Annotated in this window: 25 protein-coding genes and 1 tRNA gene; 5 read left to right on the forward strand and 21 right to left on the reverse strand. The window is 36.4% G+C overall.

Going from position 1 to position 25981, the window contains the following annotated elements:
- Positions 1-118: 118 nt before the first annotated feature.
- The 3 genes from ntdP to rlmD (FD20_RS08065) form a co-directional block, all read right to left on the reverse strand.
- Positions 119-664, reverse strand: a complete 546-nt coding sequence (gene ntdP / locus FD20_RS08055; protein WP_057737515.1) for a nucleoside tri-diphosphate phosphatase — start codon at positions 662-664, stop codon at positions 119-121.
- A gap of 121 nt (positions 665-785) precedes the next feature.
- Positions 786-1979 (reverse strand): serine hydrolase domain-containing protein, encoded by a 1194-nt coding sequence (locus FD20_RS08060; RefSeq protein ID WP_057737517.1) that lies wholly within the window; start codon positions 1977-1979, stop codon positions 786-788.
- Positions 1980-2040: 61 nt separating this feature from the next.
- Positions 2041-3435 (reverse strand): 23S rRNA (uracil(1939)-C(5))-methyltransferase RlmD, encoded by a 1395-nt coding sequence (rlmD, locus tag FD20_RS08065; RefSeq protein ID WP_057737519.1) that lies wholly within the window; start codon positions 3433-3435, stop codon positions 2041-2043.
- Positions 3436-3558: 123 nt separating this feature from the next.
- Between rlmD (FD20_RS08065) and recX the strand changes: the two genes are divergently transcribed.
- Complete coding sequence (gene recX, locus FD20_RS08070) at positions 3559-4344, forward strand: recombination regulator RecX (RefSeq protein ID WP_235807739.1); 786 nt, start codon at positions 3559-3561, stop codon at positions 4342-4344.
- A 302-nt stretch (positions 4345-4646) separates the two neighbouring features.
- On the opposite strand, the gene FD20_RS08075 is transcribed toward recX, so the two are convergent.
- From FD20_RS08075 to map, 4 genes are all read right to left on the reverse strand, one after another.
- Positions 4647-5543, reverse strand: a complete 897-nt coding sequence (locus tag FD20_RS08075; RefSeq protein ID WP_083489086.1) for a YihY/virulence factor BrkB family protein — start codon at positions 5541-5543, stop codon at positions 4647-4649.
- 132 nt (positions 5544-5675) lie between these two features.
- Positions 5676-6209: a LysM peptidoglycan-binding domain-containing protein gene (locus tag FD20_RS08080; RefSeq protein WP_057737523.1), complete on the reverse strand. Its 534-nt coding sequence runs from the start codon at positions 6207-6209 to the stop codon at positions 5676-5678.
- 191 nt (positions 6210-6400) lie between these two features.
- On the reverse strand, positions 6401-7273 hold the full coding sequence (galU, locus tag FD20_RS08085) for a UTP--glucose-1-phosphate uridylyltransferase GalU (RefSeq protein ID WP_057737525.1): 873 nt from the start codon (positions 7271-7273) through the stop codon (positions 6401-6403).
- Between the two features lie 165 nt (positions 7274-7438).
- On the reverse strand, positions 7439-8227 hold the full coding sequence (gene map / locus FD20_RS08090) for a type I methionyl aminopeptidase (protein WP_057737527.1): 789 nt from the start codon (positions 8225-8227) through the stop codon (positions 7439-7441).
- Positions 8228-8392: 165 nt separating this feature from the next.
- On the opposite strand from map, the gene FD20_RS08095 reads away from it, so the two are divergent.
- Entirely contained in the window at positions 8393-8851 is a 459-nt protein-coding gene (locus tag FD20_RS08095; RefSeq protein ID WP_057737529.1) for a flavodoxin, read from the forward strand.
- A gap of 137 nt (positions 8852-8988) precedes the next feature.
- A complete protein-coding gene (locus FD20_RS08100) occupies positions 8989-11850 on the forward strand; it encodes a YfhO family protein (RefSeq protein ID WP_057737531.1) in 2862 nt (953 codons plus the stop codon).
- Between the two features lie 92 nt (positions 11851-11942).
- Here the strand turns inward: FD20_RS08100 and FD20_RS08105 are convergent, their stop codons facing one another.
- The 5 genes from FD20_RS08105 to FD20_RS08125 all read right to left on the reverse strand — a co-directional run bounded on the left by FD20_RS08105 (position 11943) and on the right by FD20_RS08125 (position 16190).
- On the reverse strand, positions 11943-12344 hold the full coding sequence (locus FD20_RS08105) for a hypothetical protein (protein WP_057737533.1): 402 nt from the start codon (positions 12342-12344) through the stop codon (positions 11943-11945).
- 22 nt (positions 12345-12366) lie between these two features.
- Entirely contained in the window at positions 12367-13506 is a 1140-nt protein-coding gene (gene wecB / locus FD20_RS08110; protein ID WP_057737535.1) for a non-hydrolyzing UDP-N-acetylglucosamine 2-epimerase, read from the reverse strand.
- A gap of 118 nt (positions 13507-13624) precedes the next feature.
- Positions 13625-13698: transfer RNA gene (locus FD20_RS08115), tRNA-Arg, on the reverse strand.
- 163 nt (positions 13699-13861) lie between these two features.
- Entirely contained in the window at positions 13862-15166 is a 1305-nt protein-coding gene (locus tag FD20_RS08120) for a DEAD/DEAH box helicase (RefSeq protein WP_057737537.1), read from the reverse strand.
- 10 nt (positions 15167-15176) lie between these two features.
- Positions 15177-16190: a Gfo/Idh/MocA family protein gene (locus FD20_RS08125; RefSeq protein ID WP_057737540.1), complete on the reverse strand. Its 1014-nt coding sequence runs from the start codon at positions 16188-16190 to the stop codon at positions 15177-15179.
- A 270-nt stretch (positions 16191-16460) separates the two neighbouring features.
- On the opposite strand from FD20_RS08125, the gene FD20_RS08130 reads away from it, so the two are divergent.
- On the forward strand, positions 16461-16856 hold the full coding sequence (locus FD20_RS08130; protein WP_235807740.1) for a DUF4828 domain-containing protein: 396 nt from the start codon (positions 16461-16463) through the stop codon (positions 16854-16856).
- A gap of 190 nt (positions 16857-17046) precedes the next feature.
- Here the strand turns inward: FD20_RS08130 and FD20_RS08135 are convergent, their stop codons facing one another.
- The 4 genes from FD20_RS08135 to FD20_RS08150 form a co-directional block, all read right to left on the reverse strand.
- On the reverse strand, positions 17047-17580 hold the full coding sequence (locus tag FD20_RS08135) for a DUF1697 domain-containing protein (RefSeq protein WP_057737542.1): 534 nt from the start codon (positions 17578-17580) through the stop codon (positions 17047-17049).
- A 65-nt stretch (positions 17581-17645) separates the two neighbouring features.
- The gene (locus FD20_RS08140) at positions 17646-17999 is read right to left on the reverse strand and encodes a PH domain-containing protein (RefSeq protein ID WP_057737544.1); all 354 of its coding nucleotides are present in this window, start codon (positions 17997-17999) and stop codon (positions 17646-17648) included.
- A complete protein-coding gene (locus tag FD20_RS08145; protein ID WP_057737546.1) occupies positions 17989-18384 on the reverse strand; it encodes a TetR/AcrR family transcriptional regulator in 396 nt (131 codons plus the stop codon). Before FD20_RS08145 ends, FD20_RS08140 begins: the two co-directional genes overlap by 11 nt.
- 180 nt (positions 18385-18564) lie before the next feature.
- Positions 18565-19176, reverse strand: coding sequence for a nitroreductase family protein (locus tag FD20_RS08150; protein WP_057737548.1), 612 nt, complete (start codon positions 19174-19176; stop codon positions 18565-18567).
- Between the two features lie 100 nt (positions 19177-19276).
- Between FD20_RS08150 and FD20_RS08155 the strand changes: the two genes are divergently transcribed.
- Positions 19277-19594 (forward strand): winged helix-turn-helix transcriptional regulator, encoded by a 318-nt coding sequence (locus FD20_RS08155; protein ID WP_057737550.1) that lies wholly within the window; start codon positions 19277-19279, stop codon positions 19592-19594.
- A 161-nt stretch (positions 19595-19755) separates the two neighbouring features.
- On the opposite strand, the gene FD20_RS08160 is transcribed toward FD20_RS08155, so the two are convergent.
- The 5 genes from FD20_RS08160 to gatA form a co-directional block, all read right to left on the reverse strand.
- Entirely contained in the window at positions 19756-20400 is a 645-nt protein-coding gene (locus FD20_RS08160; protein ID WP_057737552.1) for an SAP domain-containing protein, read from the reverse strand.
- A 166-nt stretch (positions 20401-20566) separates the two neighbouring features.
- The gene (rlmD, locus tag FD20_RS08165) at positions 20567-21937 is read right to left on the reverse strand and encodes a 23S rRNA (uracil(1939)-C(5))-methyltransferase RlmD (RefSeq protein ID WP_057737554.1); all 1371 of its coding nucleotides are present in this window, start codon (positions 21935-21937) and stop codon (positions 20567-20569) included.
- A 67-nt stretch (positions 21938-22004) separates the two neighbouring features.
- Positions 22005-23048 (reverse strand): diacylglycerol kinase, encoded by a 1044-nt coding sequence (locus FD20_RS08170; RefSeq protein ID WP_057737556.1) that lies wholly within the window; start codon positions 23046-23048, stop codon positions 22005-22007.
- A gap of 37 nt (positions 23049-23085) precedes the next feature.
- Positions 23086-24516: an Asp-tRNA(Asn)/Glu-tRNA(Gln) amidotransferase subunit GatB gene (gene gatB, locus FD20_RS08175; RefSeq protein ID WP_057737558.1), complete on the reverse strand. Its 1431-nt coding sequence runs from the start codon at positions 24514-24516 to the stop codon at positions 23086-23088.
- A complete protein-coding gene (gene gatA, locus FD20_RS08180; RefSeq protein ID WP_057737560.1) occupies positions 24516-25979 on the reverse strand; it encodes an Asp-tRNA(Asn)/Glu-tRNA(Gln) amidotransferase subunit GatA in 1464 nt (487 codons plus the stop codon). The genes gatB and gatA overlap by 1 nt, the downstream gene beginning before the upstream one ends.
- Positions 25980-25981: the final 2 nt, after the last annotated feature.

Here is a 25981-nt window from a genome sequence, read left to right on the forward strand (position 1 = left end):
ATCCCTTATAATACCAAATATAATTTTGAAGCCTTTGGGTTCAAGAGTGCTAAAAAAAACTGCAATCACAAACCGAGGGACTTTGTAACTACAGATTTTCTGTTATAAACTGAGATATTCACTGACGCCGTGACAGTTCGAGATACCGCCTATACCAAATTTCAATGTATTCTTTTGAAAAGGGTCCCTTGCCGCTGTCTATCCAGTCGACAAGCGTTAAAACATTATGTTTCAATATTTTATCGATTTCATTTGAATAGTTCCATTTTGCCCCATGTTCTTCATACTCATCAACATCTAGTAATTTTTTTTCGCCATTAGGAAAAACTTTTACATCTAAATCATAGTCAATATACTTTAAAGCTTCCCTATCAAGAACAGCTGGCGATGCAAGATTGCAGTAATAGGACACCCCATTATCGCGAATCATTGCAATGATGTTAAACCAGTAATGTTTATGGAAATATACTAACGCTGGTTCTCGTGTGACCCAACGCCGCCCATCCGATTCAGTTACTAATGTATGGTCGTTACATCCAATCAAAGCATTTTCACTTGTCTTCAGCACCATTGTGTCCCGCCACGTTCGATGTAAACTACCGTCATGTTTATAACTTTTGATGGTGATAAACTCACCTTCTCTTGGCTCTTTAGACTGACGCATTAAAAACCCTGCCTTCTATAAACACAGGTGTATTCTACACCGATATCACTTATATTATAGCAAATTTATGTGGAAAAGCCTAAAGTTTATTGGATTTTTTCTTGAACTTCATCATTTTTAACTAATGTGTCAGTAAAAAATGATACAGATCTGAATCAACCACCATATTGAAGGGCTTTCTTGAATTTGGATTATTTGTTTGTAGAATTACTGCTTGTTTACCATCAGCCGAAATATCTCCGATCGTTTCATATCCATATTCAGCTCCATGAAAATGATACCCATTATTTATCCCCAGTTTCTTAAACTGCTGCAAATATTGCAGATGATAAAGTCCAGAACTATATGTGTTGTGTGGAGGAAAAACCGTAAACAATTCAGATGTATTTTTAGTATTCAGCGTTCCGCCTGTGATAAATGAACGAAGCATCTTATATAAATCGCCGTTTGTCATATAAAGATTACCAGTCCCTAATTCGTTGGTATATTGATATTTTTGCTCATTTGCAAGCACTTTATAGCCAGACATGTTTCCAGAATTATAAGCCACTGTTCTTCCGTTAATTGAGCCATAATATTTATCAAAAAAACATGTATTTTCCAATTGAAGCGGATCTTGGATCATTTGCTTGAATTCACTATAATAACTCCGACCAGTTACTTTTTTTATTATCCCTGCTAACAATACAAAATTAGCGGGTTGATAATATTGGTTACCTATATGTTTTGGGCTCACTTCTACATTTTTAACAACATAATTTACAAGTTGGTCTTGTGACGTCACTTTTTCAGGCATTTCTTTCAAAGATACCCCTGAAATCATATTCAGCATTTCTCTTAACGTAACTTCACTGCTGTAGCCGATGCTAGGATAGTACTTAGAAAGCTTATCACTCAATGATACCCGACCAGACTGGACCAATTTCATCAGCATCACTCCAGTCGCGGCTTTTTGAACAGAAGCAATTTGAAAAAGTGAACCAGCTGAATTTTTTTTGTTATTGATCTTGTCTGCGTAGCCATAACCTTTTTGAAAAATAGCCTTACCATTCTTGACGATCAAAATTGTGCCAATGAAGCCATCCTTTTTTATTCTATTCTCAGTGTAATCTATAATGCTCTTGTCGTGCTCATCCCTAACATTTAATCCAAATTGATCTTTGTCTTTAACTTTAGGGACTGTAATTACCTTAACTTTGTGACCTGTGCTGCTTTCGATCATTTGTTTTTGAGCATCAAGTTTGTGCTTCAAAAAGATACCTGATGACACAGCAAGAAGTATTACAATAATAATCCATATATATCTTTTCTTCATAATAATTTTCCCTACCAATAATGAATAGCTATTTTTTCAAAGACAGAAAAACACTTGGTATTTAGCTATCTTTGCGTATCATCTTAACAACTGCTTCACACCTCGCTGTTTGTGGAAACATGTCAATTGATTGAATGTAATCAACTTTATACTTTTTTGTCAGTTTAACAAGATCACGCGCTAAGGTTGACGGATTACACGAAACATAAACAAACTTTGCCGGTGCAACATGCAGAATAGTATTTATCAGTTTAGTATCCAGTCCAGAACGTGGTGGATCAACTACGATTGCACTCGGAATGAAACCTTCCTCAACCCACCTAGGTATTATATCTTCTGCTTTTCCGGTTTCATATACAGTGTTCGCATAGCCATTCAGCTTAGCATTAAATCGCGCATCTTCTACTGCCTCAGGCGTAATATCCATTCCGCGCACTTCTTTAATTTGTTCTGCAACAAACAAGCCGATTGTTCCCACTCCGCAATATGCATCAATCAAAATTTCATTTTGTTTTAGTGCTAATGCCTTCTTTATTTCCTTATACATTTTTTCTGTTTGTTGTGGATTTAGTTGAAAAAAAGCACGCGCAGAAAGTTTAAAACTGATACTTCCCAACTTTTCCATCAAATAATCTTTGCCAGCCAAATGAACTGTTTTTTCTCCCCAAACAAGCGAATTTTTTCCTTTATTGATATTTTGCATAACAGAAACAACCATTGGCAATTCTTTTTTTATTCGTGCCAAAAGCATTCTCTTTTGTGGAAGTTTTTCTGAATTCGTAACAAACGTTAATTGTGCATTTTTTTCTGCTCTTGATTCACGCACAACCAAGGTTTTGACAATCCCAGAATTTCTTTTCTCATCATAAATTGGAATATTTAATTCTTGCAGTAACATGCAAACAATACGCATAATCTTCAATGTCATAGGTCGCTGTGTACTGAAGGTCTGCAGATCAACTAAATCATGGCTATTGCGCCGATACAGACCTGCTACAACTTTTCCTTCAGTATTTTTTCGAACTTGAAATTGAGCTTTATTTCGATATTCAAATGGTTTTTTCATGCCAATTGTTGGCAAAAGACTATAGTTTTGATAACCATGCGGTTTGAATTTCTCAAGTGCTTGCCTGACAACATCACGTTTAAACTCTAACTGACTAGTATATTTTAAATGTTCTAATTCAATGCCACCCACATCATATCGATCTTTTTTCTCTATGCGATCTTGACTGCGTTGTCTTAATCGATGTATTTTAGCTGTTGCATAATTTGGTTCAACAGAAGACACTTCAGCGACAACTACTTCCTGCGGCAAAGCACCTGGAACAAATATCACTTTGTGTTTATAATATCCAATACCTTCTCCATTTATTCCTAATCTTTTGATGGTAAGCGGAAAACGCTGACCCACCTTAATTAAATGATTTTCTTTATTTTGATAGTATGCAGCCATTTTCTTCTCCCTTTAAAATGTTATAGATAATTATAGCATGCATATCCAGCATTTTATAATTCATGCCAAATTGTTATAATAATTACAACAGTTTATATACTACTTCCAAAGGATGGTGAAATCTTGAAAATAACTAAAATTCAGCTTCAAAAAAGAAAAGGTCGCTTTAATATTTATCTTAACGATCAGTATTCATTTTCCGTTAGTGAAGATGTTCTAGTCAATTACCACTTATTTAAAGGTCAGGAATTGAATAATGAACAGATTGAAAATCTATCAAATGCTGATGAAATTGCTAAAGCCCATTCTAAAGCTCTTAATTACCTTTCTTCTCAACTAAGGACAGAAAAAGAAATTACAGACTACTTAAAAAAACACTCGATTGCGTCAGAAAAGATTCCTAATGTACTTGAAAAACTGCGCCATGAAAAGCTCGTGGATGATAAAAAATACGCGGAGAGTTACATTCGAACCATGTTGAAAACATCCGATAAGGGTTTCAAAGTTATCCGTAACAATCTACGTGCTAAAGGTGTTGCCGAAAAAGATATTGAAGATGCCGCATATGAATACGATAGCTCTTATATGATAACTAAAGGTATTGCCTTAACTGAAAAATATGAAAAACAATATTCACGTTATCCTTTTAAAAAAAGAATTCAAAAAATAAAACAACGTTTTTTGTCGAAAGGCTTCTCAGCAGATGAAATTCAGGCCATCATGCAAGAAGTTGACTTTGTCAATAATGAACAAATTGAACGGCAAATTCTCCAAAAAGAAGCCACAAAACTATGGCAGAAATATCATGTGCTTGATACCAAAAAGCATTACTTCAAGGTGAAACAAGCTCTTTACCGCAAAGGCTTTTCGCTGAGTGAAATCGAAACTGTTCTTGAATCTTTCTTATGATAAAATCTGTATCAAAACAAAGAATCTCGACAATAGTTAAAAATAGTATGTACTAACAAATTAGAGAACTCAGGCAATAATGATGAATTGTAACTATAGTATGCCTAGCTACTGAGTTTGCCAAAAAATAAATTGCGCTAATAAGGGACTGGGTAAAAATATAACCCAGTCCCTTATTCTAACTTCGTTTTACACGAATTAACGTGTTTAAACAAATTTTTTCTTTTATCTGCAAATTACTCACAGACAGGCCTGACAACCTGACTAATTGCCATTTGTAATTTTTTTGATTTTTCAAATGTTTATTTATCGTAACTATCACGTAAATATTTGCGTAACTTGCCTTCTTTAGGTTTTATTATATTATAATAGCGATACTCCAGTGTGGCGTTGAGACTGGCACCCAACATTATAATCCAGCCTGAATAATTGAGCCAAAACAAAAGCACAATAAAGGTACCAATTGTTCCATAACTTAGAACAGACTTGGCAAAATACTGAACATAGATTGAGAAACCTTGAGCTAAGATGATCCAGCCCAACGTTGCCAGTAATGCTCCCGGAAAAACCAAAATTAAATGCAACCTAGCATTCGGCAAAAAGTAATACATTAGGCTTAAAATAACAAAAAGTGCAAAAAAAGTAATTGGCCATTTTAATTTTCCAAATATTCCAGCAAATTCAATAGGCAAATTTAAGATAGGTGTGATATAGCTCAAAACCATTTGCCCAAAACTAAACAAAATAATAATTGATACTAGTAAAATTGCGAAAACAATCGTCAAAAAAAAAGAAATCACTCTAGCTGTTATGGCTCCCTGTGAATTTTCAACATCATATGCATTGTTCAATGCCAGCTTCAAAACATTGACCCCTTTGCTGGCAGCCCACAGAGCAACTAATGCACTGATCGAAATCAGTCCCCCGCTCCCCTTATTTAAAAATGAAACAACAAGCGGATGTAAAGTTTCGTAAATAGTTGCTGGAACTGCTGTCTCTAGATAAGACAAAACTGTCCCTGCTTTTATATTTAAGAGCGGTAAAACATTACCCACTAAAATAATAGAAGGAAAAAATGCTAAAAGAGAATAATACGCAATGACAATTGAAGTATTGCTAATATCAATATCAGATGCACGCTGAAAAATTGATTTTGTTGTTTTGATTAACCCCGCAAAACGTCCCTTTTTTTCGATCATTTCCACCTCCAGTCCGTTGCAACAACATTATGCTAATCCTCTTGATTATACGAACCAAGATTACCACAATTATTTTTTCTCGTCACTTAACAGGTATTGGAATTATCGCTGAAAAAAATTACACAGTGCTAGTTACTCGCTGTCTGTTGCGGATGAAACAGATGTTGCTTTTTTTGTACTTGGTACTATTAACTTCGTTCCAGGATTTATTGTCCCTGTGTCGAGCTTATTCAAACTCATTAACTCCGTCGTAGTTGTATTATATTTCTCTGCTATTATTGTCAAACTATCACCATATTTTACAGTATACGATCCATATGCTGTTTTCTTAGCCTTGGTTTTAGTGTTTGCTTCATTACCATTACTCTTAGACTCCGCCGTTTTTACATTCGCAGAACTATCCACTGAACTTGAAGACTTACCTGTGCTGCTCTCTACTTTTACTTGAGTCGAGCTTTTAACAGTTCCATATTTTTCTTTTGCAATACTCTGCTGTTTTTTATACTCCGCCTTTTGAGCACTTTTATTGTCACTAAAAGAACTGTTTAATCTTGCACGAATGTTCTCATTTTTCCAACCCAAGAAAACAATAATCAAAATAATAATAGTTGCCGCAAAACGTTGAATTAACTTCTTATATCCCCTATGTGCTTTTTTCCTTGCCATCATGCTTCCCCCTGTATCTTAGAAATCAAACTCTTTATAACCATAAATAATTATTAAATATAAATCAAATAATTTCAATAAAAATATTATATATGAAAAAATAAACCGAGGCAAACAGATATCTTGCTCCCGGTAAACTAATATATCTAATTTTTATAACTACGTTCAGTACTTGTCAAAGTAGACAGAAGCTATTTCAAAGACTTAGACAACTCTTTAATATATGCCCGTAAATCATCCTTAACTTCAGGATGTTCGAGCCCAAATTGGATTGATGTCTTCAAATAACCGAATTTATAACCTACATCAAAACGTTCGCCCTTGAACTCATGTGCAAAAACGCGCTGAATTTTGTTTAAACGATCGATCGCATCCGTTAATTGAATCTCGTTTCCAGCTCCTGGTTTTTGTGTTTCCAACATACCAAAAATTTCGGGTGTCAGCAGATAACGTCCAATAATGGCTAAATCACTTGGGGCTTTATCCACATCCGGTTTTTCAACAAATTTCTTAACATCATAAAGGCCCTTGCTTGTTTCAGAACCTGGATCAATAACGCCGTATTTGTAAACTTCGTCATGTGGAACATTCATAACTGCAAGCGTAGATGCATGAGTCTGATCGTAACGATCAATTAATTGCTTAGTCAATGGAACCTTGTCACGCATCAAATCATCACCCAACATAACAACAAAAGGTTCATTACCCACAAAATCTTTTGCCATCAAAACCGCGTCACCAAGTCCACGTGGATGTGACTGCCGAATAAAGTATAAGTTGATATCTGTCGTCTGTTCGACTAATTTCAGTAATTCTGTCTTACCTTTTTCCTTCAAATTCTGTTCAAGTTCTGGAACAGAATCGAAATGATCCTCAATTGGTCGTTTACCTTTACCAGTAACAACAAGAATGTCTTCTATTCCAGATTTCTTTGCTTCCTCTACAATATATTGAATTGTCGGTTTATCAATTATCGGCAACATTTCTTTTGCTAATGCCTTTGTGGCTGGAAGAAAACGTGTTCCTAATCCTGCCGCTGGAATAACAGCTTTTCTAACTTTCATTATGCTAGCTCCTTATCTGTTAGCGTTATCAGAATACATAGATTATTATAGCATTCTTGATATGCAAAACAAGTGAAATTTTTTTTGGCCTAATTCAGTACTTTTTAATTTTTTTGAAACAGCTAAAAACTACCCTGCATCCAAATTTTTATAATTTAAAATAATTTATTTAAGCAAATATTTTTTATCTCTTTCAGGATCTTGCGAAGTTAAAATTTTAGGACCATCATTTGTGATTGCCAATGTATGTTCATACTGGCATGATAAACTTCCGTCAGCTGTTCTTGCCGTCCAGCCATTCGGATCATCCATTTCGGCTTTCCATGTCCCAATATTAATCATCGGTTCAATCGTGATTGTCATCCCTGCTCTTAAGCGCAGACCTTTTCCTGCTTCACCATAATGTGGAACATTGGGACTTTCATGCATTGTTGGTCCTATACCATGACCTATAAATTCACGCACATCCCCGTAACCATTTTCATCTTCTGTAAAATGCTGAATTGCCGCACCGATATCACCGATTCTATTTCCCACTTGTGCTTGTTCAATACCTAGGTAAAGAGCATCCTTTGTAACTTTCATCAAACGATCTATTTCAGGCGTTGACTTGCCAACGACATATGTCCAGCACGAATCGCTCATTGCACCATGATAGTTGACAACAGTATCAACTTTAACAAGATCTGCATCTTTTAAAATCAAATTTTTGCGTGGAAAGCCATGGCAAATCTCGTCATTGACACTCACACATGTTGCATACTTGTAACCTTCAAAACCAACTTGCTCTGGAATAGCGTCATGTTCTTTATAATATTTTAAGGCGAATTTTTCAATTTCCCAACTTGAAATACCCGGTTTAATAATGTCTCTAAGTCCGACATGCATTCCGGCGAGAATTGCTCCAGACTTCTGCATCTCTTCGATTTCGCGTGGTGATTTTAATGTAATCATTATTTCTAAATGCCTCCAATTTATTTTCACTATTCATTATAACTTAAATCTTTGAAAATAGCGCAATAAGTTTATCTTACATATACTAGCAACAATTGTTATCGTTCGTTTCTCTTGTTATCTGTTATAATGTTTCATAGTGAATATATGAAAGAAGGTATTTTAATGGCTAAAGCAAAAGTCGTATTTGCGTCCATTACAGGCAATAACGAAGATGTAGCTGATATTATTTCTGAAGCTCTTGAAACCAAAGGAATAGAAGTCGATACTGAAGAAATCTCACAGTGTGATGCAGCAGACTTTGAAGATGTTGATATCTGTGTTGTCACTCCTTACACTTATGATGAAGGTGCACTTCCCGATGAAGGCATGGATTTCTTCGAGGATCTCGCTGAACTCGATCTCGCTAACAAGATTTATGGTGTCGCGGGTTCAGGTGACACTTTCTATGGTGAATATTACTGTGTTGCAGTTGATAAATTTGATGAAGCATTCACACAAGCTGGTGCTTCTAAGGGTGCCGAAAACGTTAAAATCAATCTAGCACCTGATTCCGACAAAGATATTAAACAGTTAGAAGACTTTGCGGATTCATTGATTGCTGCATATAAAAAAAATAATTAAACAATTTTCAAAATATAAACTTAAAACCCTCACAAGTTTATGGAAAAGTAATAGAATCTTAAAATAAGCTCTGCTTGACTTCACACAAGTGTTGTTTGTAATGTACAATACTTGCAGGTAGTCAGGAGGGGCTTTTTGTGCAGTTTTCCTTTGAAAAAAAACATAACGGTTCATTATATTTACAATATACATTGATTTTTTTATTTGTTTCATTTTTTGTTTACGGTACTTATCTGATAACAGGACACTCGCTTATTTGGCGGCTTGATGGTGCACAGCAGCATCTTCCGCTGCTTCAAGAATACCAACACTTTCTGCGTTCGTTTTTGCACCATCCATTACAACAGGTCCCTCAGTGGTCATGGAAATTGGGAATTGGTGGTGATCTTTTTCAAATTTATAGTTATTATGTTTTAGGCGACTTCTTCAGTTATCTAACTTTGTTGTTCCCTGCCAGCAAGATCGTTTTCGCATATCAATTTCTAATTGTGCTTCGCCTCTATTGTGCCGGAATAGCATTCTGTTTTTTTGCCTCTCATTTTAAATTATCACACTCTGTAATAATTACAGGTGCCTTGATCTATATTTTCAATGCCTTTTTACTATATTCAAATGTTGCTCAGCCATTTTTCACAATTCCTTTCATTATCTTTCCATTGTTAATTATTGCACTTGAACGTGTCTTGCAAGGATTGTCTGTTTGGCCGCTAATTTTTGTTTTTTGTTGGATGCTTTTCAATAATTTCTATTTTGCTTATATGCTCGGAATTGGTGCAGCTATTTTTCTTGTACTACGCTATTTACTATATTACCGAAAAAAAATTCACCTATTCAAAACATTCTTCAAACTGAGTTTCTGTACTTTAATAAGTCTTGGATTAACTGCAATTGTTTTGGTCCCCGAAATATTTGCAGTTCAAAACTCCACCCGCAGTGATGGTGTCTTTGCTAATGGCTTGACTTTATACCCTCTTTACTACTACCTTGCACTGCCATCCCAATTAATAAATGGAGGTAATCGTGGCTTTTATTTTTGGAGTGCACTTGGCTTTGCCAGTATTGTTTTCTTTGCTATTGTTTATATTCTAGCTAAATGGCGACATTACCCCTTATTGGCGAGTGTCTTTGTCCTTGGAGGAATAATGCTTCTTTTCCCTCTTTTTGGTGCCTTCTTTAATGGTTTTATGGCACCTTCTAATCGTTGGACGTTAATGCTTGCTCTTCCATTTTCATTTGCATGCTGTATTTTAATTACAAACACACCCAAAATTTCGTCCAAAACTATGCATTTATTCCGAAATACACTCTTCGCCTACTCAATTTTCATCATTTGCTGCTATTATTTTCAAAACGATGAAAAAATTTTTATCCCGCTCTTATTTTTGTTTGTAACCTACAGAACTCTTGTTTTTTATTCACGGCATAAAGTGGCTAAGACTGCTCACGCTTTTTTGATAGTCGTTTTGCTGAATGTAATTCTGAATGCAGTATATTTCGAAGCACCTTACAACGGAGGCTACTCGAACGAAATGCTCCCGTTCGGTTCATATGAAAAGTTAATCAAACACCGCTATGCTGGTCTTAACAACAATCTTAAAACTACAAACACTTATCGTGTTTCCACGATAAGCAGCAACTACTACCTAGGATCAGGATTTCATATGTATAACACACTACCAAGCAATACAAATTCTGTTAGTTCCTATTATTCACTTCAAAATAAAAATATAGGTACCTTCGCCAATATAATGCAAAATTCTCAATTTGAGGCTAACATTCCTTTAGGGCAACTTGATGACCGGACGATTCTCAACAATTTTTTCGGTGTTCGCTATTTATTTACACAAATCAATCAAGCAAATGACAAGAAAATTCCAGCTGGTTATACACTTGATAAAGTTAGTTCATTGATTTCAGACGCTAATCAAAAAAGTTCTCAAAGTCAACAAACACAAAGGTACCGCAGTAACTATGCCTTTCCATTAATATATTGGCAGGATAGTGCTTTCTCTAGCTCAACTTATTCTAAGATGTCTCCAACACAGAAGGAACGCTCCTTAGCAACTGGAGTTTATCTAAACACGAAAACTATTAAATCATTGAAAAAAGCTTCTGTCAGCCATGATGTTCAAAATGTTGACTATCAATTAATATCTTCCCGTGGCAATTTTGTTTCATCACGTGATATTCAACGAAAAGATAGCAACGAATCCTATCTGATTATTCTTAAAAATCCAGCAGCATATAAAAATTCCGAGCTGCATTTAGAATTCAGCGATATCAAATATACTCCTGAAAAATTAAAAAACCAGCTTGAGCTTGAACAGCAAGCACACCACTCATCTTCAACTAATAGCACATTGACTCTTAATGATTCTTTGAGTTACTATCAGAACCTTCGCTACCACATTCTTCAAGGTACACCCGATAGCAGTTTCTCACTGACAGTTGCTTCGCCAATTACTTCAGGAACAATCAAACAGCCGAAGCAAAACGAACTTTCATTTTACAAAACCGTCAAAAATAGTGTTTTAAACATGGGATATTTTGCGTCTTTACCAACTAACTTGACCTTGACACCGTCAAAAATCGGAAATTATCATTTTAAATTGAAAATTACAGCTGAGAAAATAAATAATAACTACTTTGCAGAAGTCAAAAAAATCCAAAAAAACAGATTAAAGGAGCTTAAATTTTCACGTAACAAAGTTTCTGGTAACATTATTACATCTCGTAGCGGAGTGATCACTTCCTCGATCCCTTATTCTAAAGGATGGACTGCAACTGATAACGGCACTCCTGTGCATGTTCTCAAAACAAATAATGCCTTTGTCGGCTTCAAGCTTAAACCTGGGAAACATCACATAATATTGTCCTATCAAACACCAGGTTTAAAACTAGGCTGGTATATTAGCCTAGTCAGTGTCTTATTAGTTCTCACCTATGTATTTTTTAAAAGCATCAAAAAAGACTTGGTTAATTGTATCTTAAATAAATAATGGACAATCTATCAGGAAAGATCATACTCCTTTTCTTCCTAAGTAGATTGCCCATTTTTTTGCTTAATTTACTAATCAAAAAAATTTATTTATTATTTTCTAAAATGATTTAAATCTAAGATTTTGTCTTTTGTTACTGCAACTTCATGTGTGGCCTCAGGATCATGCGCAATTGTATATTTAAGATGTTCCAAAACATCAATAATCTCACGTAATTCCTGCACTTCTTCAGATATTTTTTCATCAGTTTCATTCGAATCGCTAACTGCCTGCAGATTCACCAAATCTTTTGTCATTTCTTGATAACGCAAAATTGCAAAAACGATATTCATATTTGAGGAAATTGTTCGTACGTTTTCAATGTCAGGATGCCTTTCGATAAGACTAAACAATTCAGGGTAGTATCTAAGCGCAATCGTATATCCTGCAAAATAGCGATGAAATACATGTTCTTCAATACCAAAACCATATCGATCTAACTTTTGCTCACTCACACTGATTCCTCCTAAATAAAAACTATTGGAAGTCAACTGGCTTTTTTTTCTGATTCCCGAAAAAGTAACTCAAACTTTCAATGATGCGTTCAGATGCATTGCCATCACCATAAGGATTATTTGCATCTGACATCTTCTTATAGGCTGCTTGATCATCAAGCAGTTTTTCCATCTCTTTTTTAACATTATCGAACTCGGTTCCAATTAATTTTAAAGTACCTGCAGTTACTCCCTCGGGTCTCTCGGTTGTATCCCGCAACACTAGAACTGGTTTTCCCAATGCTGGTGCCTCCTCTTGAACGCCGCCAGAATCCGTCATGATAAAATAACTCCTTGCACTGAGATTGTGAAAGTCAACTACATCTAACGGTTCGATCAAATGCACTTGCGCAACATTCCCCAGTATTTCACGTGCAATTTTGCGAACCTTAGGATTCAGATGCATTGGGTAAATAACATCAACATCGGGATGATTCAACAATACTTGACGCACTGCCGAAAAAACATTTTCCATCGGTTTGCCTTGATTTTCACGTCGATGCATTGTCAGTAAAATCAGTTTATGCTGCGGATCTATTTCTTTCAGAGCATCATGCCTGTAATTCTCATGAATGGTTTCTTTCAGAGCATCAATTGCTGTGTTGCCAGTCACAAATATCTTGTGTTCGTCATGTCCTTCTCGTAATAAATTATTCTTACTCTGTTTAGTGGGTGCAAAATATAAATCACTCAGCACATCCGTCATTTGACGATTCATTTCTTCAGGATATGGGGAGTATTTGTTCCACGTTCGCAGACCAGCCTCAACGTGACCTAGAGGAATTTTTTGATAAAAAGCTGCCACTCCTGCTGCAAAAGTTGTCGTTGTATCGCCATGAACTAAAACAATATCAGGACTGTTCTCAACAAGTATATTATCAAGTAATTTCAAAACATTTGCTGTTATTTCTCCTAGGGTTTGATTAGCATGCATTATATTCAAGTCATAGTCGGGTTGAATATTGAAAGTTTTCAAAACCTGGTCCAGCATCTCACGATGTTGTGCTGTTACAACAGTCAACGTCTCAAAATATCTGCTATTTTTTAACGCCAACACTAATGGAGCCATTTTTATTGCTTCTGGCCGAGTACCAAAAACTGTCATTACTTTTATTTTTTTCAAAAATAACCAACTCCAATATATTAATCCTTACTCACATTGTACTACAAATTATTTGTTACAGATATTTTTAGATTAAAAAAGACTGTATCCCAACTAAATGGGAACAGCCCTTTAATAGTGCGCCTGATCGGAATCGAACCGATGACCTACCGCTTAGGAGGCGGTCGCTCTATCCTGCTGAGCTACAAGCGCAAATCCACAATAACTAACAACCATATAAGTATAAAAACTTATGCCATCAAAGTCAATACTAATAATGGAGCTAGTGCCCGTTTTCAAATCAAAAATCTGATTTACCGGCTTTTGTTATTAGTTATAATGGAAGTAGCTCTAGGCAGTACCCGCAAATAAATCCTTACTTCTTGCTTTTATCATGCTTTCCCTTATTCAACTGCTGTCTCTTGCGCTTTTTTTTATGCTTTTTAGGAACTATCGTGTCCTGCACTCGTTTTTTAGATACAGTTGTTTTAGCTTTAGTCCTAATTTTATTTTTATTTTTTGCTTTTAACTTGCTTTCTTCAGATGGTTCAACAGACATTTTCCTCTTCTCAACAAATTCTGTTTTATCAACTAACTCGCCTCTATACAAATATCCCTCAGAAAGTGCGTAGTCTTCATCTGAAAGTAGCTGTTTAAAATGCCGCAGATCATGCTCATTTCCTAAATTTATCACTGCACCTACAGCACCCATCCGACCTGTCCGGCCTACTCGATGAATGTAAGTATTAGCATCCTTAGGTAGGTCAAAATTGACGACTGCTGGCAGATCAACAATATCTAAGCCGCGTGCTGCAACATCAGTAGTTAGCAATAATGATATTTTTCTCTGTCTTAAATCCCGTAAAGCCTGCTCTCTTTGAACTTGGCGCTGCTGACCATCCAGGATAGCTACTTTGACGCCGAGATAATGCAGTTTTTCCGCAGCTGCTTGAATCGTAGCTACTTGCTTAAAGAAAACCAACGCATAAAAGCCATCTAGATGTGCTAGTTTTCTCAGCGTATCAACACGCTTGCGCACAGGTGTTTCAAGCAAGTAATGTGTCACTTTGCCTTGCGTATTATCACTTAAACGAACGTCAATCATTTCGATATCGATTCCGAACCAGCGTGGCAATTCGTCTAAGATTTTCGTCTTAGTAGCCGAAAAGAAACACATTTGCACACGTGCTGGTCCGTGACTAATTAACGCACGACACGAAATTAAAGTCTCTTCTGTCAGCAACTCATCTGCTTCATCTAAAACTACTGACTGTAATTTATGCAGCTTCAATTTTTTAGCTTCCACTAACTCAAGCATGCGGCCTGGAGTGCCGACAACGATTTCTGGGTGCTTTTTCAATTTTTCAATCTGTCGTTTTACATTTGCTCCGCCGATCAAGGATACAACCCTAAGATCGAGTACCTTAGCCCAGACCCGCATTACATTAGTCAACTGTGCAGCCAACTCTTGCGAAGGGGCAATTACCATCATCTGAGTCCCTGCTTTACTCGTTAGTTGTTCTAATAATGGAATAGTGTACGCTAAAGTTTTGCCGGATCCTGTTGGTGCCAGTCCCAAAACATTATGCCCTGCTCTAAGCGGTTCATAAACTTTTTCTTGGATAGGTGAAAAGTTTTCAAAGCCTTGATCTTTAAAAAATACCTCTAATTTTGGATTCATCTTTTCCTCTTCATGATAATTGTTTAGAATCCGCATCAAAATACAAATGTGCACTACTACGCAAATCGTACATAACACGGTTAACTTGAACGGCAACTGCTAACCAGTCGTCCATTTGCTGCCTTGAATCCAACGACGTTGGGTCATTCAAAACATTCGTAAAATCTTGTACTTCAGAAAGCATCGGATTTTTATCAACTTCCTGAGTCAAATCACGCTTGCTGCCTTGACCGTCAAGAAGTGTAACTTTTTTGAGTTCTGCTGCGTTGTCCATTACAATTGTCTCTTTCATACCGTAGACTTCACTTGTAAGGTAGGAATTGGCTGTTTTTCCAAAATTCAAATTGACTTGATAATTCGAATATTTCAAAATAGCCGTTCCTTTTCCATCGATTCCGTTATGCAACTTAGTTGGATAATATATCACATCATTTGGAACTCCAAACCAAGAAACAGCATTATAAATGAGATAAACACCGAGATCCTGCAACGCACCACCGGAAAACCGCAAAGAAAAAATATTTGGTTCGTTTCCAGCTAAAAAACTATCGTAACGCGATGAATACTTCATGTATGTTAGACTTGCCCCTTGAATAACATCCATTTCTTTTATCCGCTGCTTAAGCATTTTAAAATTACGTTCATGAAAATGACGCGCAGCTTCAAAATAATAAACACCACGATTTTGCCTTAGCAGACGAATAATCTGCCGCATTTCCTTGGGATTTGAACACGCTGGTTTTTCAACAATAACATGTTTTCCTGCAAGAATTGCAGCTCGTGCTTGTTCAAAATGTAGACTATTAGGTGATGCGATATAAACTACATCAAAATTTCCATCTTTAAAAAAACGATCCAACTCAGTGTAACATTCAGCATTATCTGTAAATTTTCGAGCAAAAGTTTCAGCTTTGGTCAAAGTTCTGGAGTACACACTTGTCAGTTGCCATTTTTTTGTTTGAAATACTGCTTCAATGAACTGTTCTGTTATCCAATTAGTACCGATAATTCCTAACTTCAGCATCCTAGATTCCTCCTTTTTAATCGCTTTCTATTTGTTTATTGTAGCAGAAATTACATGGCACGTATATATTACAGATTTCAGATTTTTAACATAATCATTACAAACGCAATAACATGACTACAATATTTCATTTTCATCATGTTACTGTTAAATTTCAATTCATTATCTATGTTGTTCTAATAAAAAATGTTATATTAGAGCTGAAGATACGTGATAACTTACACAGTTCCGTTGTCTATCCAGTATTACCCAAGGAGGGGCACCTTTATAATGAAACCCGGAAAAATGCAGAAGTTAAGTTTACTTCTAAAAAAGCACCTTTTTAATCACATTCCAACCGATGCCGACCATAGCCCTGATGCTGTTTTACCATCCCTTTATGTTGGCATTTGGAACTTTTCAGACGAACTCAGTCATCGCACCCACCAGCTAGAAATTACCCCTGCCTTTGATGTACTGATAGACACGCGGAAACTGCCTGGTAGAATTGAACATATAGACACAAAAGAATTGATCTTTTTGGATAACTACGGTTACCATCTGCGCATTGATGCAACAGACTATCAACCAATCAGCTTGTTTGATGAAGCCGACAATCGTGTTTATCCAATCAGCATCACTAGTCTCCCTGAAAATTGTGACGATAAAAAAAATATTTCCAATTAGAATAAGGATTCAGGTCAAAATGCAACTTTTGATCTGGATCCTTATTCTTACCTTGTAATCATACTACTTAACTCTTTTCAATAATTCGCCCTTTACACTTAGTCACGAATTGCTAATAAACCAACTTACACTGTGTTTGTAACATGTTTTCAATATACAAAATACAGTGACAAAAATTCATAAATCCTTTTTAATTTCTCTCTAGATTCATCAACTTAGTGATAACATTGATTTTCCTAGTTGTAACATCCGTCTGTAGTTTACGCTCTAAAAAATTAGTGTTGAGCCTCTTCTTTGCAGTATCTCTTGGTAAATACATATAGAGACATTCCGAACCAAAACTTAATTTCTCTCCCCAAAACGAAATATTCTTCAGTAAGTCTAAATTCAATTTAGATAACAGTTCATTGAAAAAAGCTAAATGCACTCTAGAATAATCATGAGTATCATCAAATGGATTCCCATTAACTGCTACTGCAAGTTCTTTCCTACTTTTGACAATTACTTTTAAATCAGCTCCTATGTTTTCTAATATCTGCATATGCACTTTTTTTGCAACCTCTGTTTTTAACAAATCGGAGTCAAAAATAACATTTCCACTTTGAATATAGGTCGTCACATTCTTAAATCCAGCATCTTCTATAATTGACCTTAAAATTGACATTTTGGGTATTCGGTTTTTCCCCGTTGGTGTTACACCACGCAAAAGAACAAAGTATTCCATCTATGCTTCCTCTCTCATAGGAAAATCTTACTCTCCCAATTATGACTTTTAATTCGGTATCAGTTTTATATTTTTATAACATTATTAATTTCATCAACCAGTTTTCGTCCATCTTCAACCCCTAAAACTAACCGTGTATACTTTTCATTTCTAAGCTGGATAACAACTGCCATACTGGTACGTTTGATATTGAAAAAAGTTTTTTCATTATTTTTGCGAAAAGTTCCTGCATAAAATCCAGGAATACTTGTGCCCGGTGCCTTTAAGCCACGAAATTCATTGAGAATACCGTTATCAATAGTTGCTCCTTCTATATTCTGCAAAGGTATTTCTAAACGTCCTTTTACAGCAAAAATCTTATTAATACCTTGTGGTACTACTACTAACTTGTTACCTGTTAAACTAACTTTATTTTCCATGGCTATTCTTCTCTTCTTCCTTTAAAATACCGCTTTGCTTAAGTACAGCTCTGCCTAGAAGCTCCTTCACATTTGAAGAAGCACTTTCTTTGTACCACTGTTTTAGAAGCCGTCTAATCGTATTGTCTTTTGCAGCCAATTCCATCATTGCAATAATGACTAAAGTAATTGTAATTTCACTATCTTTCTGCTGTTTGATATTTTCTGATAAGGCATCAATAAACATTCCACGCTTGCTGCCGAAAGCAGAATAAAGACTTCCACGAAGAAGACCAGTTGCTTTGACAAGATCATCAAGCGAGGTTCCTTCAAAACCATATTTAACAAAAACAGTACTGATGATTTTTAATATTTCAGATTGTTGAAAACTCTTTTTTCTTCCCATAACTCTATTCTAATTATATTTGACTAATCAGTCAAAAACTATTTTTGAATGCTTGTTCAAAAAAGCAGCTATGATTTTCCTATTTGAGTTAGGATTTTCATGGCCGCTCTAAACTTAAATTTTTGTAAGTACCGTTTTCGTACACACGTACCCCACATTGAAACATTTAAATCTCTTGCACTAATGAATAATTGTGGTAAAATTTTTTGAGTCTTCTCGAATATGATCATGTCCATGGCTGCGTGCCTTACCTATTGGCAAGAGCATTATCGGAAATAGTTTTTCAGATATTTTTAAATAGTCAAGAACATCATTAAAATTGACTCCTCTCATCGGTACTGAATCATATCCGAAAGCCCGAATTACATGCATCAAATTCATGCTGAACAAACCAAGGTCCAAACGCAGTCCAGTTTCTTCTTTATCTTCTGGATGTGTCGCAAAATATGTTTCAATTCGTTTGCGTTTATTTTCTGCTTGATCATTTTCAATAAGGTGATGTTTAATACTATAATTAACTACCTTCTCTATGTCATATTGACTCTTATCTCCCAATATCAATAATACAGCTGATGCTTCGGCAACATGAGCCTGACCAAAAGATAGTTCTTTTAATTTGTTCTTCATAACTGTGTTTTTGACCACATACACTTTCCATGGCTGAGAATTATTATTGGATGGAGCATTTGCAGCATGGCTCAACATCTCTAATATTTTCTGGTCGCTAATCTCTACATTAGGTACAAAATGGCGAATCGATTTTCGCTCGTCCAAATTATTTAAAAAATCCATTAGTAATACTCCCCTTCTTCGTTATAAAGTTATTGTATTAACAAAATGGAACAATAAAAAGTACGCACATTTTTGTAACTTAAAAAGGCAGGTTAATAATATGCAAACAACAGATGAATGGTCTTGCGGCGTTTCAAAAGTAATGGACGTCTTCGCTGGGAAATGGAAACTCAACATTCTATGGATAATTTACAATGAAGAAGGAATTCGTTTTAACCAACTTAAAAATAGAACTGTTGGGATTACTAACATCATGTTAACAAGATCTCTTGAAACACTAACTTCTGAAAAAATCATTTCAAACAATTTAATTGGAAACAAACCGCCCTTCAAATCTGAATACTATCTAACGACTAAAGGGAAAAGTTTAGTACCGCTTATGCAATCTCTGAACGATTGGGGAAAAAATAATCTGTGATTTAAAAATATTTCTTACAACACAAAAAGAGGTTGACTCAAAAGTTTAATTTTGAGCCAGCCTCTTTTGATTCCATATAATTGTGTTTCAATGTAAATAAAAATCACTTTTCAGTAAACAAATTTCAAGCAAAATTTCCAATTTAATTTTCAAATTGAGTGTTATTTCAACTTTAAATATTCTTCAACTTCAGCAGCATACGTTTCGAGCAAAATTGTTGAATATTTTTTCTGTTGTTTAGTCTTTTTTACATATTTCCACAAAAGAGCTGCTACCTTAAGTCGATCAGTATATTGAGCCGTTGCTGGATCCAGAAAAAAATCACGTACAAAATTATTCCATTGGTATGTTTTTTCTTCAGAGACAGCTGCAAGCTCTTTTTTATCATCCCTTAAGTGCAGAGAACACTCAATTAAGTCAGACACCGTCATTTTAGTATTATTTTCTTGCTCAGCCTTACGTTTAACAATTGCCATTTCTTTTTTAAAGGAAAATTTTTCCACACCGAAATAAGCAGCAAAAAACTTGCGTGCCTCACTATTAAAAGCAAAACCAGATCCAACGATTTTAGTATCTAATTTAATTTGATCCGCCACAAGTAACTTTTTCCTAATCAGAGGACGTCTTGCCTTTATCTCATAAACTGGTGTACCGGAAAGATATTGTTCGACATAAGAATTTAGTTCTGCCTTTGTTCCAGTTGTTGGCAGTTTAAGGAAACAACATAGCTCAGTTAGCTCAGTTTTATAATAGTACCGCTCCTTAAATTGAGTTAAATTGCTTGGTATTACAATGTTTTTCGTCATTCGAACCTTCTCCCAGTTATGGTAAAGTTTGTCCCCGTACCATGCAAACAAGATACTTAATATTTGTATTTGATACCGTTACGCTTGGAATAGACTCACGATCAGCTTAGTCAAGCTCTCGTTATTTCTTGCTTCAGTCAGATTTTGCCTGTAAGCTCGTCTTGACCTATCTTCTCGATAGGACTGTAACGCTCTCAACATGTACCGTCTGTGGAAATTGATCAACAGGCTGGATTGGCTGCTCAATTGTGTATCCTTTTCCAAGAAACAATTGCAAATCTCTGACCAAAGTTGCAGGGTTGCAGCTGACATAAACAATCTTATTGGGATTCATCTTAACTGCACTTTCAACCAAGCTTTCAGCGAGCCCCTTGCGTGGAGGATCAACAACGATCACATCTGGCTTAATTCCCTGTTCCTCCCATTTTTGCATCCATTCTTCTGCCATGCCTGTTTCAAATTGTGTATTTTCAATTCCATTCGCCGCTGCATTCAGTTTGGCATCGATTATTGCTTCAGGAACAATTTCTACACCATAAACTTTCGCGGCTTTAGCTGCAAGTGTTAATGAAATTGTTCCAATTCCGCAATAAGCATCGATTACTGTCTCTTTGCCTGTTAAGTTAGCACCTTCGGCAACTACTTGATAGAGCCTTTCAGTCTGGACAGGATTAACTTGGTAAAACGACTGCGGTGAAATATTAAAAGTTATTCCATTTAGTTGATCTTTGATCTGTTTCTTACCCGCTAACAACTTATCCTGTTTGCCTAAAATAACGTTAGTGGACACCTGATTAACATTCTGAATGATACTGCAAACATCTGGACATTTTGTCTGAATTGCTTCTACAATCTGGTCCTGCATTGGAATCCTCTTTGAACGTGTGACAAGGACAACCATAACTTCATGTGTGTAATAACCTCGTCGAACCATAATATGTCTAATAACTCCACTATGTTTGCGCTCATCGTAGGCTTCAATATTAAATTTACGCAAAACATCACGAACTTCTTTAATTACCTCATCAATTCTTTTATCCTGGATAAGAAAATCTTCTAATGGAACAAAAGTGTGACTATTTTTCTTAAAAAAACCTGTTTCAAGTTTTCCATTAACTGCTCTAACCGGCACTTGTGCCTTATTGCGATAATGATAAGGTTCATCCATACCAATTGTTGGTGCAACTTCAACATTTTTCAAATGAATTTTATTAAGCAGCTCTGATATTTGATTGCGTTTAAATTCAAGTTGTGCTGCATAATTAAGGTGCTGCAGTGGTGCAATTCCGGTTTGAAGATAGTGATTTTCAGTCACTTCAACACGTTGGTCACTTGTACTCAACTGCTCGATAACCTTAGCGAAGCCGTAATTTTTTGAGGCCTTAAGTACATGCACCTTAACCTTTTCCGTGGGTAAAGCATTTTCGATAAATAATGGGTAGTGATCGACCTTAGCAACACCCATTCCTTGGTACGTCAAATCCTCAATTGTAACTGTTAATTCTTCATTTTTGCTAACTGGTGATTTACTCCCCATGTTTTTCTCCTCTTTGCTCAAAAAACACCGCGCTCTTATCTACAAAAAAGACCGCGGTGCTTTTTGACTACTTTTTATCTTTTTCTCCAACTGCTCCGTCGCCATTGATATCTTCTCCGATCAAGTCTTCCACACTTTCAACAAAGTGCTGACTTGCATCGATTTCTTCTGGTGTTTTATTAGAAGAAGTAATTGCTCCCTTTGGTATCTCTTCAGTATTAGCAAACATTTGAATATGCTGCTTTAAATTTCTGAAAATCATTGGAGCATCCCCGCCGTACTCCCCATCAATGTTAATCATCATCTTTTCATCAACAGGTTTAGCCGTCAGCTTCGAGGTTTTAACATATAATATCCGAGGATCATTAATATGGCGTCCCCCATTTAGGACCATTGTCATCAGCTGTAAAATTTCAACCAAATTGCTGGTCTTGACAACGATCAAGGTAAACTTACCATCGTCCAAAGATGCATCTGGAACAATTTGTTCAAATCCGCCAATCGAATTAGTCAGTGCTAGCAGAAACATTGATGCTTTTCCATCAAAAATTCCGTTATCATATTCTAAATGCATTTTTATAGGCTTAATCCGTGGCAACATCTCTGCACCTTTCAACAAGTAGGCTAAGTATCCAAATAAAGACTTGAACTGAGATGGAACTCCGTATGTTAGCTCTGTCAATAACCCACCACCAGCAATATTCACGAAATATTTTTCTCCTGCCTGTCCAATATCCATATTAACCGTTTGACCCTTAGCAATGACTTTAGCTGCTTCAACAGGATCTTCACGCGGTATCCTTAAAGCGCGCGCATAGTCATTAGTTGTTCCGGCTGGGATAATCCCCATCTTTGGGCGCTGCTTAAGTGGTGCAATTCCATTTACAACCTCATTGATCGTTCCATCACCGCCAGCAGCAACAATCAAATTAAAACCAGCTCTAGCAACGCGTTCAGCCTCATTGCGCGCAGAATCAGGCTCAGGCGTTGTTTGAAAAGCACTGGTTTCATACCCAGCACGTTCCAAAATGTTTAAAATTTCTACTAGATCATTCTTCATCGCTTCACGACCTGAAGTTGGATTATAAATGATCCTGCAACGCTTTTGCATCATTAACTCCCCTTATCCGGTATTCAAGATCACATTTTTAAAGTTGTTTCAAACTCGCTATCAGCAATTTATTAACAACTTTTGGATTTGCTTTACCACGTGTCTGTTTCATGATCTGACCCACCAAGAATCCAATGGCACGATCCTTACCGTTTTTATAATCTTCAATTGACTTTTCATTATTTTGAAGCACATCATCGATGATTGGCTGCAATACAGCAGGATCTGATAATTGAACAAGTCCCTTTTTCTCGACCCATGCTTTTGGTTCACTGCCGTTAGTAATGATTTCCTTAAATACTTTTTTAGCTATTTTGGAAGAAATTGTCGCATTTTGAATCAATTTAATCATCGTTGCTAGGTGCTCTGGTGTTAATTTTGTATCTAACAAACCAATTTGTTTAGCATTTAAATACGCGTTAACGTCACCCATCAACCAATTACCGGCTAATTTAGGATCTGCCCCTTGGGCAACAGTTTCTTCAAAGAAGTCAGACATTTCCTTGGTCTGAGTTAAGACATTTGCATCATATTCAGGCAAACCCCAATCTTCAACATAGCGTTTACGACGTTTGTCCGGCATTTCAGGTATTGATTTTTTGACTTCCTGCACCCAATCATCTGAAATATGTATTGGTGGCAAGTCTGGTTCTGGAAAATAACGGTAATCACTTGCGCCTTCCTTAACACGCATCAAAATTGTTTCTCCTGTTGCTTCATCAAAACGACGTGTTTCCTGCCTGATTTCATCTCCTGCCATCAGAACTCTTTGCTGACGCTTAGACTCATAATGTGATCCTTTACGTACATGTTCAAACGAGTTAAGGTTCTTCATCTCAGTTTTAGTACCTAGCTTATCAGAACCGATAGGCCGGACAGAAACATTGACATCTGCACGCATTGATCCTTCTTCCATCTTCACATCCGAGATGCCAGTAAACTGTATTATCTGACGTAGACGTACTAAGTAAGCGTAAGCTTCGTCTGCAGAGGATATATCTGGTTTTGAAACAATTTCAATCAGAGGTGTTCCTTGGCGGTTAAGATCAACATAAGAATAACCATCGGAGCTATGTGTGTTCTTACCAGCATCTTCTTCAACGTGCATTTCTTCAATTCCAATTTTTTTCTTCTGACCATCGACTTCAATCTCAAGCCAGCCATGACGTCCAATTGGTGTTTGTGATTGTGTTATTTGGTATGCTTTTGGATTATCAGGATAGAAATAGTTTTTACGATCAAAATGAATATCTCTCGTAATTTCACAATTTAGAGCTAACGCTGCACGCATACCAAATTCCAATGCTCTTTTATTAACCGTTGGCAATACTCCTGGAAAAGCCCAGTCAACCACATTTGTATTTGTATTAGGATCTGATCCATATTGCACAGGAGCTGGAGAAAAAGCTTTAGAGTTTGTTTTCATTTCAATATGAACTTCCAGACCGATCGTTGTTTCAAAATTCATTAATTTTGCCCTCCAATCATTGGTACCTGCTTATGAAATTCGGTTGCTTGTTCAAAAGCATAACCCGCACGATACATTGTTGTTTCATCAAATTGATTTGCAATTAATTGCAGACCAACCGGTAATCCCTTGCTGTACCCGGCAGGAAGAGACATTCCCGGCAATCCCGCAAGATTGACCGGAATAGTCAATATATCATTCATATACATCGTAACAGGATCTTTAATGTCCTCTCCAATACCAAATGCTGTTGTTGGCGTTGTTGGTCCTAAAATTAGATCATACTTAGCAAACACTCGTGCAAAATCTTGACAAATTAATGTTCTAACTTGAGCAGCCTTCTTAAAGAAGGCATCATAGGTACCAGCAGACAATGAGAATGTCCCTAGCATGATACGGCGTTTAACTTCATCACCAAAACCTTCAGATCTTGATTTTACGTATACATCTTCCAAGTTCTTAACAGCCTGAGCGCGATGTCCATAGCGAATTCCATCGAAACGCTGCAAATTAGATGATGCTTCTGATGAAGCAATAATATAGTAAACCGGTACACCATATTTACTATGCGGCAAACTAACTTCATCGACGATTGCTCCTAATTTTTCGAAAACAGAAATAGCATTTTTAACAGCTTTTTTGATATCGTCAGCAACACCCTCACCTAAGTATTCCTTAGGAACGGCTATATGCATCCCCTTCACTCCGCCATCTATTCCCTTTGTAAAATCAGGTACTTCATGTTTAGAACTCGTAAAATCACGTGTATCTGCCCCACTGATTGCACTTAAGAGCAAAGCATTGTCCTTGACCGTCCTAGTAAATGGTCCAATTTGGTCCAAACTAGATGCAAAAGCTATCAGACCGTAACGTGACACGCGACCATATGTTGGTTTAACTCCGACAATTCCGTTGAAGGATGCAGGTTGACGAATTGAGCCACCAGTATCAGAACCTAAGGAAGCAACAACTTCACCAGCAGCAACTGCTGCTGCTGAACCACCTGAAGAACCGCCTGGAACTTTGGTCTGATCCCAAGCATTTTTAGTCAGTTTGAAAGCTGAATTTTCTGTCGAGCCGCCCATCGCAAACTCATCCATATTGGTTTTGCCAATTGTAATTGCTTTAGCAGCCTTGAGTTTTTCAATAACTGTTGCATCGTATATAGGTTCAAAATTTTCCAAAATCTTGCTGGCAGCTGTTGTTGTCAAACCTTTGGTTACAATGTTGTCTTTGATTCCAAGCGGTATTCCTGATAATACATTATCAGCGTCAATACCTGTTTTATCTATTTCTGCTGCTTGTTCTAAGGCTCCCTTTTCATCGACACTTAAAAAAGCATCAACTTTTTGTTCACGCTCTTTAATTACGGCAAGAGTTTCCTTAGTTAGATCAGTCGCACTAATTTCCTTTTTTACTAATAAATCGTGCAAACTTGTTAAATCATTTGCAAAGTAGTCCATTT

The sequence above is a fragment of the Liquorilactobacillus uvarum DSM 19971 genome (assembly GCF_001434935.1).
In the GTDB taxonomy this organism is placed as follows: Bacteria; Bacillota; Bacilli; order Lactobacillales; family Lactobacillaceae; genus Liquorilactobacillus; species Liquorilactobacillus uvarum.